14 protein-coding genes are annotated in these 15,214 nt (G+C 64.8%); 7 read left to right on the forward strand and 7 right to left on the reverse strand.

Translation table 11 applies throughout. The features are described 5' to 3' along the window. The 3 genes from ACP15K_RS17500 to ACP15K_RS17510 form a co-directional block, all read left to right on the forward strand. Positions 1-1,566, forward strand: a 1,566-nt coding sequence (locus tag ACP15K_RS17500) for a Re/Si-specific NAD(P)(+) transhydrogenase subunit alpha (protein WP_193143541.1), incomplete at its 5' end; no start/stop codon positions are given. Positions 1,567-1,579: 13 nt separating this feature from the next. Continuing rightward, positions 1,580-3,019, forward strand: a complete 1,440-nt coding sequence (locus ACP15K_RS17505) for an NAD(P)(+) transhydrogenase (Re/Si-specific) subunit beta (protein ID WP_424990090.1) — start codon at positions 1,580-1,582, stop codon at positions 3,017-3,019. A 151-nt stretch (positions 3,020-3,170) separates the two neighbouring features. After that, complete coding sequence (locus ACP15K_RS17510; RefSeq protein ID WP_424991141.1) at positions 3,171-4,559, forward strand: aspartate aminotransferase family protein; 1,389 nt, start codon at positions 3,171-3,173, stop codon at positions 4,557-4,559. Positions 4,560-4,565: 6 nt separating this feature from the next. Here ACP15K_RS17510 and ACP15K_RS17515 read toward each other — a convergent pair whose 3' ends face one another. From ACP15K_RS17515 to ACP15K_RS17535, 5 genes are all read right to left on the reverse strand, one after another. Then, entirely contained in the window at positions 4,566-5,798 is a 1,233-nt protein-coding gene (locus tag ACP15K_RS17515) for a multidrug effflux MFS transporter (RefSeq protein ID WP_424991142.1), read from the reverse strand. Positions 5,799-5,996: 198 nt separating this feature from the next. Beyond that, complete coding sequence (locus ACP15K_RS17520; RefSeq protein ID WP_424991143.1) at positions 5,997-6,632, reverse strand: DsbA family oxidoreductase; 636 nt, start codon at positions 6,630-6,632, stop codon at positions 5,997-5,999. After that, entirely contained in the window at positions 6,629-8,158 is a 1,530-nt protein-coding gene (locus tag ACP15K_RS17525) for a class I adenylate-forming enzyme family protein (protein WP_424991144.1), read from the reverse strand. Before ACP15K_RS17525 ends, ACP15K_RS17520 begins: the two co-directional genes overlap by 4 nt. 57 nt (positions 8,159-8,215) lie before the next feature. After that, positions 8,216-9,334: a hypothetical protein gene (locus ACP15K_RS17530; protein ID WP_424991145.1), complete on the reverse strand. Its 1,119-nt coding sequence runs from the start codon at positions 9,332-9,334 to the stop codon at positions 8,216-8,218. Between the two features lie 6 nt (positions 9,335-9,340). Next, positions 9,341-11,149: an extracellular solute-binding protein gene (locus ACP15K_RS17535; protein WP_424991146.1), complete on the reverse strand. Its 1,809-nt coding sequence runs from the start codon at positions 11,147-11,149 to the stop codon at positions 9,341-9,343. 270 nt (positions 11,150-11,419) lie between these two features. Here ACP15K_RS17535 and ACP15K_RS17540 point away from each other — a divergent pair, with 270 nt between their 5' ends. The 4 genes from ACP15K_RS17540 to ACP15K_RS17555 all read left to right on the forward strand — a co-directional run bounded on the left by ACP15K_RS17540 (position 11,420) and on the right by ACP15K_RS17555 (position 13,790). Continuing rightward, positions 11,420-12,193 (forward strand): 3-hydroxybutyrate dehydrogenase, encoded by a 774-nt coding sequence (locus ACP15K_RS17540; protein WP_193141954.1) that lies wholly within the window; start codon positions 11,420-11,422, stop codon positions 12,191-12,193. Next, the gene (locus ACP15K_RS17545) at positions 12,193-12,540 is read left to right on the forward strand and encodes a pentapeptide repeat-containing protein (RefSeq protein WP_193141956.1); all 348 of its coding nucleotides are present in this window, start codon (positions 12,193-12,195) and stop codon (positions 12,538-12,540) included. Before ACP15K_RS17540 ends, ACP15K_RS17545 begins: the two co-directional genes overlap by 1 nt. Next, complete coding sequence (locus ACP15K_RS17550) at positions 12,537-13,604, forward strand: patatin-like phospholipase family protein (RefSeq protein WP_193141958.1); 1,068 nt, start codon at positions 12,537-12,539, stop codon at positions 13,602-13,604. The genes ACP15K_RS17545 and ACP15K_RS17550 overlap by 4 nt, the downstream gene beginning before the upstream one ends. Before the next feature lie 69 nt (positions 13,605-13,673). After that, on the forward strand, positions 13,674-13,790 hold the full coding sequence (locus ACP15K_RS17555; RefSeq protein ID WP_193141960.1) for an entericidin A/B family lipoprotein: 117 nt from the start codon (positions 13,674-13,676) through the stop codon (positions 13,788-13,790). Between the two features lie 44 nt (positions 13,791-13,834). Here ACP15K_RS17555 and ACP15K_RS17560 read toward each other — a convergent pair whose 3' ends face one another. Together ACP15K_RS17560 and ACP15K_RS17565 are read right to left on the reverse strand one after the other, a co-directional pair. Next, on the reverse strand, positions 13,835-14,449 hold the full coding sequence (locus tag ACP15K_RS17560; RefSeq protein ID WP_424991147.1) for a LysE/ArgO family amino acid transporter: 615 nt from the start codon (positions 14,447-14,449) through the stop codon (positions 13,835-13,837). Then, positions 14,446-15,168, reverse strand: a complete 723-nt coding sequence (locus ACP15K_RS17565; RefSeq protein ID WP_424991148.1) for a DUF502 domain-containing protein — start codon at positions 15,166-15,168, stop codon at positions 14,446-14,448. The genes ACP15K_RS17560 and ACP15K_RS17565 overlap by 4 nt, the downstream gene beginning before the upstream one ends. Positions 15,169-15,214 lie beyond the last annotated feature (46 nt).

Raw genomic sequence — 15,214 nt, forward strand, 5'->3', positions numbered from 1 at the left:
GGAGTACCCAAGGAGTTATATCCTGGCGAGTGTCGGGTTGCCTTGACGCCGCAGTCTGCGGGTCAGTTGGGCAAGCTGGGCTATGCGTGTCTGGTTGAGTCCGGGGCCGGGGCTGCGGCGGGGATTTCGGATGCGGCCTATGCCGCGGCCGGGGTCGAGGTCGTGGCGGATGCGGCGGCGCTGTATGCGGGCGCCGACATCGTGGCCAAGGTGCGGCCTCCGGAAGAATCCGAGGTGGATCTGCTGCGCGAGGGGCAGATCCTGATCTCGTTCTTCTGGCCGGCGGCGAACGAGGCGCTGATGGCGCGCGCGAAGGATCGCGGCGCCACGGTGATCGCCATGGACATGGTGCCGCGGATCAGCCGGGCCCAGAAGATGGACGCGCTGAGCTCGATGGCCAATATCGCGGGCTACCGCGCGGTGATCGAGGCGGGCGCCAACTTCGGCCGCTTCTTCACCGGCCAGGTGACGGCGGCGGGCAAGGTGCCCCCCGCGAAGGTTCTGGTGGTGGGGGCCGGCGTGGCCGGGCTGGCGGCGATCGGGGCGTCGACCTCGCTGGGCGCGATCACCCTGGCCTTCGACGTGCGGCCCGAGGTGGCCGAGCAGATCGAATCGATGGGGGCGGAGTTCGTCTACCTCGAGTTCGACGAGGAACAGACCGACGGCGCGGCGACGGGCGGCTATGCGGCGCCCTCGAGCCCCGAGTTCCGCGAGGCGCAGCTGGCCAAGTTCCGCGAGCTGGCCCCGGAGGTGGACATCGTCATCACCACGGCGCTGATCCCGAACCGGCCGGCGCCGAAGCTGTGGACCGAGGACATGGTCGGGCTGATGAAGCCGGGCTCGGTGATCGTTGATCTGGCGGCCGAGCGTGGCGGCAACTGCGACCTGACGGTTCCGGACGAGAAGATCGTGACCGACAATGGCGTGACCGTGGTCGGCTACACCGATTTCCCCAGCCGGATGGCGGCGCAAAGCTCGACGCTTTATGCCACCAACATCCGCCACATGATGACCGATCTGACGCCCGGCAAGGACGGTCAGCCGGTGGTCAACATGGAAGATGACGTGATCCGCGGCGCCACGGTGACCCACGCGGGCGAGATCACCTTCCCGCCGCCGCCGCCGAAGATCGCGGCAATCGCGGCGCAGAAGCCCAAGGAAAAGCCCAAGGAACTGACGCCGGAAGAGAAGAAGGCCCGGGAAGTGGCCGCCTTCAAGGCCGCCACCAAACAGCAGGTGACCCTGCTGGGGGTGGGCGCGGCCTTGATGCTGATCGTGGGCGCCTTTGCCCCGGCCAGTTTCATGGCGCATTTCATCGTCTTCGTTCTGGCCTGTTTCGTGGGCTTCCAGGTGATCTGGAACGTCAGCCACAGCCTGCACACGCCCTTGATGGCGGTGACCAATGCAATCTCGGGCATCGTGATCCTGGGCGCCCTTCTGCAGGTCGGGTCCGGCAACTGGCTGGTGGTTCTGCTGGCGTCGATCTCGATCCTGATTGCCACGATCAACATCGTCGGCGGCTTCCTGGTGACACGCCGGATGCTGGCAATGTTCCAGAAATCCTGAGGAGTTCAGTGACATGAGTATCGGACTTGTTTCGGCGGCCTATATCGCTGCCGCCGTTCTGTTCATCCTGAGCCTCGGGGGGCTCTCGGGCCAGGAGAGCGCCAAGCGCGCGATCTGGTACGGGATCGTGGGCATGGCCTTTGCCGTGGTCGCGACGATCTTCGGGCCAGGCATGGGCAACTATTTCATCGTGATCCTGATGGTGGCGCTTGGCGCCATCGCCGGCACCATCGTGGCCAAGCGGGTCGAGATGACCGAGATGCCGCAACTGGTGGCGGCGCTGCACAGTTTCGTCGGTCTTGCGGCGGTCTTCATCGGGCTCAACGCCGACCTGGAACTGGGCGCGGTGACCGCGCTGAAGGAGGCCGGCGGCGACCTGAGCGCGCTGGCGGGCTTCGCGGCCACCCTGGCCAAGAAGACCAGCGTCGAGATCGGCATCCTGAAGACCGAGGTGTTCCTTGGCATCTTCATCGGGGCGGTGACCTTCACCGGGTCGGTCGTGGCCTTCGGCAAGCTGGCGGGCAAGGTCGACGGCAAGCCCAAACAGCTGCCCGGCGGGCATATGCTGAACGCGGCGTCGCTGGCGCTGTGCGTTCTGCTGGGGATCATGTATATCGCCGGCGCGGGCATCTGGACCATGGTGCTGGTGACGCTGATCGCGGGCTTCATCGGCTACCATCTGATCATGGGCATCGGCGGCGCCGACATGCCGGTGGTGGTGTCGATGCTGAACAGCTACTCGGGGTGGGCCGCGGCCGCCATCGGCTTCACGCTGGGCAACGATCTGCTGATCGTGACTGGCGCGCTGGTGGGCTCTTCGGGGGCGATCCTGAGCTACATCATGTGCAAGGCGATGAACCGGGCCTTCGTGTCGGTGATCCTGGGCGGCTTTGGCGGCACCTCGGGGCCGCAGATGGCGGTCGAGGGCGAGATGATCGCCACCGATGCCGACAGCGTCGCCGCGGCCCTGAACGATGCCGACGAGATCATCATCATCCCCGGCTACGGGATGGCGGTGGCCCAGGCCCAGCAATCGGTGAGCGAGCTGACCAAGCGCCTGCGCGCCAAGGGCAAGACTGTGCGGTTTGCGATCCATCCGGTTGCCGGACGCCTCCCTGGTCACATGAACGTTCTGCTGGCCGAAGCGCGGGTGCCCTACGACATCGTTATGGAAATGGACGAAATCAATGAAGATTTCCCCAAGACCGACGTGGCGATCGTGATCGGCTCGAACGACATCGTGAACCCGGCCGCACAAGACGACCCCAACAGCCCCATCGCCGGGATGCCGGTGCTGGAATGCTGGAAGGCGAAACAGGTGTTCGTGTCCAAACGCGGCCAGGGCACCGGCTATTCGGGCATCGAGAACCCGCTGTTCTTCAAGGACAACACGCGGATGTTCTACGGCGACGCCAAGAAAAGCCTCGACGACTTGCTTACCCGCATCGACTGACAACACACCCCAGGCCCCGGACAAAACCCGGGGCCTGATGGCAGAAACCCAACCCCCGAAGGGGGGGAGGGGGAAGCTCGGGAAACTCCCTCTTGCGGCGCAAGCCACGCCCTGGATATTGAGGCGCGATCAATTCGGGAAAGGATCTCTCGTGCGCGCCCATCTAACCACGTCCGACCTGCAGGCTCAGGACGCAGCCCATCACATGCATCCTTTCACCGACGACGCCGCGCTGGCCAAAAAGGGCGCGCGGGTCATCACTAAGGGCGAAGGCGTCTGGCTAACAGACAGCGACGGGCGCCAGATGCTGGACGGCATGTCCGGGCTCTGGTGCGTGAACATCGGGCACGGGCGCGCCGAACTGGCCGAGGTTGCGGCCGCGCAGATGCGCGAACTGGCGTTTTCCAACACCTTCTTCCAGACCACCCATCCGCCGGCCATCGCGCTGGCGGCCAAGCTGGCGGACCTGGCGCCCGGCGATCTGAACCACGTGTTCTATTCCAGCTCGGGCTCGGAAGCCAATGACACCAATATTCGCCTTGTCCGGCACTATTGGGCGTCCAAGGGTAAACCGCAGAAACAGGTCATCATCTCGCGCAAGAACGCCTATCACGGCTCGACCATCGGCGGTGCCTCGCTGGGCGGTATGGCGGCGATGCATGCGCAGGGCGCGCTGCCGATCCCGGGGATCGAACGGATCGGCCAACCGCATTGGTACAGCGAAGGCGGCAACATGACGCCCGAGGAATTCGGCAAGGCACGGGCGCAAGAGCTGGAAGAGGCCATCCATCGCATCGGTGCCGACACGGTCGCGGCCTTCATCGCCGAGCCGATACAGGGCGCCGGTGGGGTCATCATCCCGCCCGACAGCTACTGGCCCGAGATCACGGCGATCTGCAAAGCCCATGATCTGCTGCTGATCGTGGACGAGGTCATCACCGGCTTTGGCCGCACCGGCAACTGGTTCGGCTCGCAAACCTTCGACCTGAAACCCGACATCATGACCATCGCCAAGGGGCTCAGTTCCGGCTATATGCCCATCGGCGGCTCGATGGTCAGTGACGAGATTGCCGATGTGGTTGGCCAGGCGGGCGATTTCGCCCATGGCTATACCTATTCAGGGCATCCGGTGGCGGCGGCGGTGGCGCTGGCCAACCTTGAGATCCTGGAAACCGAAAAATTGATCGGGCGGGTGCGCGACCACATCGGTCCCTACCTGACGCGCGCCTGGGCCGGGCTGGAAGATCACCCGCTGGTGGGCCGGGCCGAGAGCTGCGGGTTGATGGCAGCCCTGGCCCTGACGCCGGACAAGGCGCGCCGGGCGGCCTTTGCCGCGAACGAAGGCGTCGTCGGCGAGATCTGCCGCGACCGGGCCTTTGCCAACGACCTGGTGATGCGCCATGTGGGCGACCGGATGATCATTGCCCCGCCCCTGACCATCACCGAGGACGAGGTGGACGAGTTGATCCGGCGTGCCACCAGGGCGCTGGATGAAACCCATGCCATCGTTCAGCAGGCCGGGTTGATGGCAGTGGCCTGACGCCGATCAGGCCGGTTGCGGTGCGTCTCGCGGGACGCGCCACATCAGGAACAGTGCGGGCACGGTCAGCAGGCTCATCACCAGGGCGACGGGCATGGGCGATGCGCTGCTGAAGGCCAAAGTGACCGGGATCGTGACCAGGGCGGCACCCACTGTCGACAGGGCCGCAATGACCGATGACGCGGTCCCGGCCAGATGTCCCAACGGCTCCAGCGCCAGCGCGTTCAGATTGCCCAGCACGAAGGACACCAGCAGGAACACCGAGGTTGCCCAGAGGTAATACGCCGCGAATCCGGCCGTGCCGGTGCCAAGGTTGGCCAGACCGCTGCACAGGAACAGTACCGAACAGGCAAACTGCACGCACAACGCGTTGCGGATCACCTTGCGCATCCCGGCCCGCATCACCACCTTCGCGTTCACGAATCCCATGAACGCGCCGAAACAGGCGATCAGCGCGAACCACGCCGGAAACTCGGCCCCCTTGCCGTAGATCTGGTCGAAGGAAGGCTGGATCGTGGACAGGTTCCCGAACAGCATTCCGAACACCAGAATCTGAACCAGGATCGACCGGCGCACCACGTCATGCGACAGGGTCTCGCGCGCGCCGTCCAGCGTGCGCCCGAAGTTGAGCGGACGGCGATCTGCCGGGTCGAGGGTCTCGGGCTGGCGCAACCCGTACCACAGGCTGACCAGAACTGCGAAGACGATGAAGGCCAGGAAGATGGCGCGCCATCCGGCCACCGCAAGGATCAGCGCCCCGGCAGCCGGCGCAATCGCCGGCACCAGGGCGAAGACCATCATGATGAAAGACATCAGCCGCGCCATGTCGCGCCCGGAATGGCGATCCCGCACCACCGCCGTCACGACGATACGCGGCCCCGCCGCACCCAGCCCCTGGATCACCCGCGCCAGCAGTAGCATGTTCATCGTCTCGGCCATGACGGCCAGGGCCGCGCCCGCGCAATACAGCGCGACGAAGCCGAACAGGATCGGCTTGCGTCCGAAGGCATCGGCCAGCGGCCCCACGAACAGCGTGCCCAAGCCCATGCCCAGGGCAAAGAAAGGCACTGTCAGGCTGGCGCGCTCCGGCCGCTCGGGCGACAAGCTGGCGCCGATCTCGGGGATGGCGGGCAGCATGGCATCCAGCGAAAACGCCACGATGGCGACGATCATCGCCATCATGGCCACGAATTCCACGCGCGAAATGGGGCGTCGCTCGGGACGCTGAGGCTGGGTCATGGGTTGGCCTGTCTGTGCTGCGACGGGCCGAAGAGCGGCGCGCGCGATCCTGGCGGAAAATTGAACCGCTCGGTTCAGCCATAAAGCCAATCAATCGGGAAGCTCAAGCCCCCCGACTGCACAATGCGCGGTGCGTTGCTGCACAGTGTCTCGCGGGCACCGGATTGCGCGACGCGATCCGGTGCCGGGTGAGGCGTGTCAGTTGGCGGCTGCGGTCAGCTCGGAAATCACCTTCTGCCACAGCTCGGTGGGCTGGGCGCCGGGCACCGCATGGGCGCCGCCGACTATGAAGGTGGGGGCGGCGTTGATGCCCATCTTGCGGGCCGCGTCGTCGCCTTCGCGGATGACGTTCACATCCACATCGCTTTTCAGCAGCTTCAGGACCACCGCGGCATCCAGACCAGCGGCATCGGCGATGTCGCCCAGAACCTCGATATCCCCGATATCGCGGCCCTGCTGGAAATAGGCGGCGAACAGCGCATCGACCACGGCGTTCTGATGGCCCTCGATGCCCGCCCAATGGATCAGGCGATGGGCGTTCAGCGTGTTGGGAGTGCGCTGAATGGCGGCGAAATCCACCTCGATGCCCTCGGCCTCGGCGGTTTCGGCGATCTGGCCATAGACCCGAAGCGCGCCGTCGCGGCCGCCGAACTTGGCTTCCAGATAGGCGCGGCGATCCATGCCCTCGGCGGGCATGTCGGGGTTCAGCTGGAAGGGATACCAGGCAATCTGGAACGGGTGATCGGGCTGGGTCGCCAGCGCGCGGTCCAGCCGGGTCTTGCCAATCAGGCACCAGGGGCAGATCGGGTCGGAGAAGATCTCGAGTTTCGTCATTGTGGCCCTTCATAAGCGTCGCGCAGGGCGCGGCGCAGGATTTTTCCATTGGCCCCATGCGGCAGGGCGTCCAGTTTCCGGTACAGCTTCGGGCGCTTGTAACGGGCCAGACGGGTTTGCGCAAATGCGGCGAGTTCGTCCTGTGGCACCTCTGCCGGCCCGGTGTAGAAGGCGGCGATTCCAGTGACGCCGGGCTTCAGAGGCACCTCGACGGCGGCGACCTCGGTCAGGCCGGGATGGGCGCGCAGGGCGGTCTCGACCTCGATGGGCGAGACACGGTAGCCGCCCGCGTTCATCATGTCGTCGGCGCGGCCCAGATAGGTAACCGCGTGATCGGCTGCCATGGACCCCTGATCGCCGGTCAGAAACCACGCGCCGTCTGCGGTGAACCGGGCGCGGGTGTCGCCCTCGGCCCCCAGGTAACCCAGCATCAGGCCGGGGTCGCTGCGATGTACGGCGATGGTGCCGGGGGTGTCGATTGCCACGGGCACCCCTTCCGCATCCAGAATGGCCAGCCGCCGCCCCGGCTGCGGATAGCCCAGCGTGCCCTCGGGGGCGGGATGCGTGGGCGCGCCGGAAATGAAGGTCGAACATTCGGACATGCCAAAGGCTTCGTGGATGGCGGTGCCGGTGGCGGCCTCCCACCGCTGGCGGATCTGCGGCGACAATTTTTCGCCCGCTGACAAGCCGTGGCGCAGGGAGGGCATGTCCGGCAAGGGTCCGGCAGCCAGCATCTGCCGATAGACCCCCGGTGCCGCGGCAAAGATCGTGGCCCCGTGCCGCGCCAGAAGCGCGGGCAGATCGGCGCTGGCCTGTCCGGCTTCGGGGATGATCGCGGTGGCCCCCATGGCCCAGGGATCCAGCAGACCGGTGCCCAGCGTATAGGTCCAGTTGAAGGCCCCGGCGTGAAACACCCGGTCGTCGGGGCGCAGGTCGTACCAGCCCTGCACCATCATCTGCCGCGCCCAGATTGCCCGATGGGCATGGACCACGGCGCGCGGCACCCCGGCGGTGCCCGAGGTATAGATGATATAGGCGGCGCGGTTCGGATCGCCCATGTCGAAGGTCGCGGGTGGATGATCAGCCAGCGCGTGGAACGCGGCCTCGGTCAGCACCGGACAGGGCGGCGGCGCGGGCAGGGCCACGCCTTCGCCCGCGATGATCAGGTCCGGGGCCAGCCCGGCACAGATCGCGGTGATTTCGGGCGCGGTCAGCTGGGCCGAGGTCGGAACCGGCACCATCCCGGCGGCAATCGCGCCCAGATAGGCCAGCGGGAATTCCACCGTGTTGCCCAGCCGCAGCAGGATGCGCGCCCCGGGCCGCAGCCCCTGTGCCTGCAAGCCCCCGGCGATACCCAGCACACGGGCCTGCAACTCTGCAAAGGTCCAGACCGTGTCCCGCTCCGGTCCGGCGAGGATCAGCGCCGGCGTGTTGCCACAGGCCTCGGCCCGGCGCAGCACATGGGCGGCCAAGTTGAACGGGGTTGGGCAGGGCACGAAGGGGCCCTTGTCAAACAATGCGGTCATGGGGCTGGCCTAGGATGCGGTTGCGCCGGACGCAAGACGGATGGCTGCGTGTGGATGTCACGTCTCGAGTGGCAAATACCTCTCCCACATCACGTCCAGCGCCGGATCATGATGCAACTCGGTGGGGAACGGCTTGCGCGTGGTCTTCCAGCCGGTGGTGGTGCCCCGGCAATGCATGTGCCGGAAGTCCTTCGACACGGTGAACAGGTTTTGCAGGAGACCGCCCACTTGGTGGGGATCCCAGACCGCCAGCCGGTCGATGATCCCGCCTGGCACGATGCACCATTTGCGATTGCACTTCTTGTTCGGCTCGGTCCGATAGCGATGGTCGCGCTGCAGGGCCGGGATTTCGGCCTCCGAGGCCGGATAGCCCCAGAAGCCGAAGACCGTGGTCATGCCCAGCGGATTGGCGCGGGTCACCTCGAAGATGGTGCGACCCTCGGGGCCGTGCACGATCTCGTCGATGTCGACGCTCAGCACCGCCGCCGCGCGGGCCAGGGCATCGCTGCGCGCAAGGTTCAGCATGGTGCTTTGGAAAAAGCGCGGGTTGCGCTCGCCCTTGCGCGAGGCCGCCATGGTCGGGCCATAGGGGAAGGGGGCGGAATAGATCAGCCCCTGCTTCAGGCCGGGAATGTCGCGCAGGGCGTCGGCCAGATCCTCCAACGGATAGGCGTCGGTGCCGTTATCGACCAACACTACGCCTTTGGCCCCGTGCCGGTTGACATTGTAGCGCACCCAGTCGCGCACCCAGGCGATGGCGTTGTTCTTGTTCAGCGCCAACAGGCAGTTCAGCCCGGCAAAGCGGTCGGTCTGGGCCGCGCGCACCGGGATGTCATAGGTCTTGGCCCCCATGTCCACCGACAGCGGACTCTCGGCGCCGGGGATACGGATCTGATCGGTCCGCTTCCAGACATGCCGCTTGATCCGGGGCACCGGCTGCCCGTTGGCCCGGAGCCCCGCCTTGAACGGCGCCCAGAGGTTCAGCATCGGCGGGGCGTTCAAGATGATCTGGCGGCCGTCCGCGCTGCGGAACGCATCGTAGACCAGGGTCAGCCGGTCATACCGCGCAAGATACTTCTCGGGCCGGTTACCTTCGGGCCGGGTATAGTCGCGCACCAGCCCGGCGGCGGGATCCAGCGCAAAGCCGGTCAGCGGAACGACAGAGACCTCGGCCATGACCCGCTACTCCTGCCACCACCACACGTCGGGTTGCCAGCCGATCCAGTCGCCGTAGATCGGCAATTCTTCGGGAAACCGCAACTCGGCGGCATGGGCGATGCGGGACCGGTCGGAATACCACAACGGGATCACGTAGCGGCCCGTGGTCAGCACCCGATCCAGCGCGCGCGTGGCGGCAATGAAATCCTCGCGGCTTGTGGCGTTGAGCATGGTCTCGATCATCGCCTCGGCAGCGGGCGAGTTCATCCCCATCCAGTTGCGCGAGCCCGGTTCGGTCACGCCGCGCGATCCCCAATACAGCATCTGTTCGTTGCCGGGGCTGAGCGACAGGCCCCGCGTATAGAAGGCCATGTCGAAGTCATAGGCATTGGTGCGTTCACGAAACTGTGCGCTGTCGATGGTGGTGACCACCGGGGTGATGCCCAGCCGTTCCAGCGCCTGCACGTAGATGTTCACGATAGCCTGGAAGTCGGCCTCGCCCTGCCGCATGACGATCTCGAAGGTGAACGGCTCGCCATCCTTCATCAACACGCCGTCGACGGGGTCCCAGCCAGCCTCTTCCAGCAGCGCGACAGCGGCGCGGATGTTCTTGCGGTTGCGCGCCGAGCCATCGCCCACGGGCAGGGCATAGCCGTCAAGTGCGCCGGGCAGGAGATCGTCGGCGAATGGTTCAAGCAATTCACGGACGCGGCCCTCGGCCGGGCCGTCCTGCATCGCCAGTACCGAATTGCCGAAATAGCTGGGAATGCGCGGATCGCGGCCGCCGGTCTGGGTCTGGGCGATGAATTCATAGTTGAAGGCGTGCAGCAGCGCCTCGCGCACGCGCCAGTCGGCAAAGACTTCGGACCGCGTGTTGAACACAAGTCCGCTAATGCCGGTGGGCCGCTGGTGCGGGATTTCCGATTTCACCACCGCGCCCGATTTCACCGCCGGCCAGTCATAGCCGTCTTCCCAGCGGGCGGCGTCGCCCTCGCGGTAGGAGTTGAGGACTCCGGCCTTGAAGGCTTCGAACATCACGCCGCCATCGGCGAAGAAGTCATAACGGATCTCGTCGAGATTGTGACGCCCGGCATTGAACGGCAGATCCTTGCCCCAGTAGTCCGGGTTGCGCTTCAGCACCAGCTTGCGCCCCGGTTCGGCCTCGGCCACGACATAGGGCCCGGTGGCGATGGGCGCGATCATCGAGCTTTCGGCGAAATCCAGACCTTCCCATTGTGCCTTCTGAAAGATCGGGCGCAGGCCCATGATCAGGGCCAGTTCGCGGTCGGGCTGATTGAAGGTGATGCGGACACTGCGCGGGCCGGTGGCCGCGATGCTGTCCACCTTTTGCCAGGACGAATGAAATCTCGGGTGACCCTGGGTGCCGAGGGTTTCGAAGGTCCAGATGACATCTTCCACCGTGACCGGGCTGCCATCGGAGAATTTCGCCTCGGGGCGTAACGAAAACTCAACCCAATCGCGGTCAGGTCCGGTCTCGACTGATTCGGCCAGAAGGCCATAAAGCGTGAACGGCTCGTCGTAATTTCGGCCCATCAGGCTTTCGAACACATGCGCGCGCACACCCCAGGGCGCGCGACCTTTCAGAATGTGGGGGTTGAGAGAATCAAACCCGCCGGTTTCCCCGAAGACGATCCGGCCGCCTGTGGGCGCATTCGGGTTGGCGTAGGGGAGGGACACAAAATCCGGTGGAAGGGCCGGGTCACCATACATAGCTATGCCATGTTGGGGTTCAGCGAAGGCGGCGCCTGCAAATGCAATCGCCATGGTTGCGCTGCGTGTTGCGCGCAGCACAAGAGAAGTTATCGGGGACATCGGTTTTACCTGCTCGTTCTAACCTGCTGCTGAAATTATCAAACTTTAGAGACCAATCAAATTTTTTGGTTGGAGCCCGTTGGCGAATTGCTTATATTGAACTCACTGCTCGATAGGTTTCTTGCCTGTATGAAACCTGCCTCAATGACTTGCGCCCGCCTTGTGCGGGCGCTTTTTTTTGACCTGCGGCATCGCGGCGCAAGTTTCGTCTGGCCTTCGCAGTCGCAGGATATAGCCTCTCGTCAAACATAACAGACGAAAGGACGTATCATGTCGCTGAAGGGAAAAACTGCTGTCTTGACAGGGTCAAACTCTGGCATCGGGCTGGGCATCGCCATCGAACTGGCCAAGGCCGGGGCGGATGTGGTGCTGAACTCGTTCACCGACCGGGACGAAGATCATGCACTGGCCGAAAAGATCGGGGCCGAGCACGGTGTGACGGCGCGCTACATCAAGGCCGACATGTCGGTGGGTGACGAATGCCGTGCCCTGATCGAACAGGCGGGACGCTGTGACATTCTGGTCAACAACGCCGGCATCCAGCATGTCGCGCCCATCGATCAGTTTCCGCCGGAAACATGGGATCGGATCATCGAGATCAACATGAACTCGGCCTTTCACACAACCGCCGCCGCGCTGCCGAAGATGCGCGAGTCCGGGTGGGGTCGGGTGGTCAACATCGCTTCGGCGCATGGGTTGACCGCATCGCCCTTCAAATCCGCCTATGTGGCGGCCAAGCACGGGGTCGTGGGCATGACCAAGGTTGTCGCGCTGGAAACCGCGCAGGAACCGATCACCGCCAACGCGGTCTGCCCCGGCTATGTGCTGACCCCGCTGGTCGAGGCCCAGATCCCCGACACCATGAAGGAATACGACATGAGCCGCGAAGACGTCATCAAGAACGTCATGCTGCAGCGCCAGCCGTCCAAGGAGTTCGCCACCGTCGAACAGATGGGCGGCACCGTGGTGTTCCTGTGTTCCGACGCTGCAGCCCAGATCACCGGCACGACCATCAGTGTTGATGGCGGCTGGACGGCCTTGTGATGCCGTCGGACGGGATTGAAGACGACGGCGAGGGCGGCGCGCGGCTGGTTCTGGACAACCGGCTGCTGCCAAACTCGCATCTGACTCGAGTCAGCCTTGAAAGATCGACCTTTCAGCGCTGCAAGCTGTCGGAACTGGCGCTTGACGACGTGGATCTGTCCGGCACATCAGTCCGCAACGCCAACATGTCCAAGATGTCGATCACCGGGGCCACCCTGCAAGGCGGGGTGATCGACAACGTGGACCTGCGCGACCTGCGGATCACGAACGCCAACATGATCGGCATGACGATCGACGGCGTCCGTGTCAGCGATCTTCTGGCCAAATGGAACGAGGGCAAGAAATGAAGAAGATCAATCTGGCCTTGCAGGGTGGCGGTGCGCATGGCGCCTTCACATGGGGGGCGCTTGATCGCCTGCTGGATGAAGAGGATATCGAGGTCGAAGCGATCTCGGCCACCTCTGCCGGCGCCATGAATGCCACCGCGTTCAAGGCCGGATGGATCAGCGGCGGGCGGGACGGGGCCAAACAGGCGCTGGCGGACTTCTGGCTGCGGCTGGCCGGTATCGACGGCCATGTGGCCGAGGTGATGGCCGACTGGCTGCGGCTGGTGGCCCCCTCGCCGGCGATCCTGTCGCGGATGCTGGAATTCAGCCCCACCGCGCTGGCCACCGAAGGGGTCACCCGGGCGTTTTCGCCTTACCAGTTGAACCCGACAGGCTATCATCCGCTGCGTTCGGTGGTGGACGAGATGATGGCGGTGGGCGATGTCTGCAAGGATACCGGCCCGAAGCTGCTGATCGCAGCCACCAACGTGCGCACCGGACGGGTGCGGGTGTTCAGCGGCGAAGAGGTCACGACGGATGCGGTTCTGGCCTCGGCCTGTTTGCCGACGGTGTTTCAGGCGATCGAGATCGACGATCCCAAGACCGGCCGGCGCGAGGCCTATTGGGATGGCGGCTATATGGGCAACCCGGCGCTGTTTCCGTTGTTCTACCGGTCGTCCTGCCGCGACATCCTGATCGTGCACATCAATCCCATCGTGCGCGAGGACCTGCCGTTCACTTCAACCGAAATTCTGAACCGGATCAACGAGATCAGCTTCAACAGTTCCCTGATGAAAGAGCTGCGTGCCATCGATCTGGTCAACCGGCTGATCGAGGAAGGGGTTCTTCCCAAAGGCCGGATGACCGAGAACCGCCTGCATTCGGTAGCGGATGACGATTTCATGACCCAGCTTGGGGTGGCGTCAAAGACGACACCGGCACGAGCCCTGATGGTGCAGTTGAAGGATGCCGGTCACGCGGCCATGGATCGCTTCCTGATCGCGCACAAGGGGGATATCGGCAAACGCTCCAGCATGAACATGCGGGCGCTGTTTGACGGTCCTGCCACGCTTGACCCCCGCTAGATCCGTGCCATCTTGACGGGGTGCATGGCGCGTTGCATCACGGTGCAAACGAAACTTGGAGTTTGCCTCATGCGTATTCTGGCCCTGATCGCCGCCCTTGTGACCCTGACTGCCTGCAACACCGTCGAAGGTGTCGGCAAGGACATTCAAAGCAGCGGCGAAGCCATTGAAAAGGCGGCGAAGTAAGCCTTTGAACGCGGGTTGAGGCGTCCGGGCGGGAGTCTTGTCCGTCAGGGCGCGCTCAGCAACAGGCCTGCCGCCAGGGCCCACATGACCAGCGCGATGCCAAGGTCCAGAACGCGCCAGGCGCGCGCGCTCTGCATGACCGGGGCCAGCAGCCGGGCACCGTAGCCCAGGCTGAAGAAGAACACGAACGAGGCCGAGACCGCGCCGATCCCGAAGGCCAGTTTCTGGCCCGTGTCCGGGTATTGTGTCGACACCGCCCCGATCAGCGCCAGCGTATCCAGATAGACATGCGGGTTGAGCCAGGTGAAAGCCGCCCCGGTGGCCAGAACCGCCCCCAGAGAGGCGGATTTGCCTGCAAGTGTCATCGCATAGTCGCCGCGCCAGGCCGCCCACAGACGCATCGCACCATACACGAACAGGAACGCCGCACCCGCCAGCGCCATCAGGCGCGGGAAGCCGGGCAGGTGGTCGGCGATGGCGCCGAACCCCGCGACGCCCGCCGTGATCAGCAGGGCATCCGAAATCGCACAGAACAGCACCAGCGGCAAAACATGCGCCCGCAACAGCCCCTGGCGCAGAACGAAAGCGTTCTGCGCGCCGATGGCAAGGATCAGGGAAAACGCCGTGGCAAAGCCGACGACGGCAGGGGCCGCAGTCATCGCCAGCTTTCAGGTTTGTCCTTGGCCGGCTTGCGCACCAGCGGCGCGCCTTCGGCATCGGTCTTTTCGGCCGGGTAGACCAGACCGGCCGAGATCACCAGTTTGGCGGCATCCTCGATGCCCATGTCCAACTCGATGACTTCCGAGCGCGGGAAGAACAGCAAGAACCCGGACGTGGGGTTCGGGGTGGTGGGCACGAAGACGCTGACCAGTTGTTCCGAGCCTCCGGCGATGCGGTTGACCTCGCCCTTGGCCATGGTCGAGATGAAGCCCACGGCCCAGATCCCCCGGCGCGGGTATTCGATCAGGCAGGCTTTCTCGAAATTGCTGTCCTGCTGCGCAAAGACGGTTTCGGCGATCTGCTTCAGTCCGTTGTAGATCGACCGCACCACGGGCATCTGATCGACCAGACCCTCGGCCCAGGCCAGCAGCGACCGGCCGATCAGCCCCTTGGCGATCCAGCCGATCATGACCGTGAAGACCAGGAAGAAGATCACACCCACGCCGCGCAGGTTGATGCCGATGTATTGCTCGGGCCGCCAGACCGACGGCACCAGCGGTAGCACCACGCCGTCGATCCAGCCCACCACCGACCACAGGAAATAGGCGGTCAGTCCGATGGGGGCGATGACCACGATCCCGGTCAGGAAGCTGGAGCGCAACCGGGCAAGCAGGCCGCGTTTGCGGCGATCGTGGTCGTGTTCGTGCGGGTCAAGCATCAGGCTTCGGGACTTCTTTCAGGGAACGCACTGAAGATAGGGTTAG

Source organism: Fluviibacterium sp. S390, assembly GCF_049800695.1.
GTDB lineage: Bacteria > Pseudomonadota > Alphaproteobacteria > Rhodobacterales > Rhodobacteraceae > Meridianimarinicoccus.

What these genes read in the sequence shown, in the direction of transcription:
- ACP15K_RS17505 (WP_424990090.1), top strand. Translation starts at nt 1,580, where the DNA reads ATGAGTATCGGACTTGTTTCGGCGGCCTATATCGCTGCCGCCGTTCTG.
- ACP15K_RS17515 (WP_424991142.1), bottom strand. Translation starts at nt 5,798, where the DNA reads ATGACCCAGCCTCAGCGTCCCGAGCGACGCCCCATTTCGCGCGTGGAA.
- ACP15K_RS17520 (WP_424991143.1), bottom strand. Translation starts at nt 6,632, where the DNA reads ATGACGAAACTCGAGATCTTCTCCGACCCGATCTGCCCCTGGTGCCTG.
- ACP15K_RS17525 (WP_424991144.1), bottom strand. Translation starts at nt 8,158, where the DNA reads ATGACCGCATTGTTTGACAAGGGCCCCTTCGTGCCCTGCCCAACCCCG.
- ACP15K_RS17530 (WP_424991145.1), bottom strand. Translation starts at nt 9,334, where the DNA reads ATGGCCGAGGTCTCTGTCGTTCCGCTGACCGGCTTTGCGCTGGATCCC.
- ACP15K_RS17535 (WP_424991146.1), bottom strand. Translation starts at nt 11,149, where the DNA reads ATGTCCCCGATAACTTCTCTTGTGCTGCGCGCAACACGCAGCGCAACC.
- ACP15K_RS17540 (WP_193141954.1), top strand. Translation starts at nt 11,420, where the DNA reads ATGTCGCTGAAGGGAAAAACTGCTGTCTTGACAGGGTCAAACTCTGGC.
- ACP15K_RS17545 (WP_193141956.1), top strand. Translation starts at nt 12,193, where the DNA reads ATGCCGTCGGACGGGATTGAAGACGACGGCGAGGGCGGCGCGCGGCTG.
- ACP15K_RS17550 (WP_193141958.1), top strand. Translation starts at nt 12,537, where the DNA reads ATGAAGAAGATCAATCTGGCCTTGCAGGGTGGCGGTGCGCATGGCGCC.
- ACP15K_RS17555 (WP_193141960.1), top strand. Translation starts at nt 13,674, where the DNA reads ATGCGTATTCTGGCCCTGATCGCCGCCCTTGTGACCCTGACTGCCTGC.
- ACP15K_RS17560 (WP_424991147.1), bottom strand. Translation starts at nt 14,449, where the DNA reads ATGACTGCGGCCCCTGCCGTCGTCGGCTTTGCCACGGCGTTTTCCCTG.
- ACP15K_RS17565 (WP_424991148.1), bottom strand. Translation starts at nt 15,168, where the DNA reads ATGCTTGACCCGCACGAACACGACCACGATCGCCGCAAACGCGGCCTG.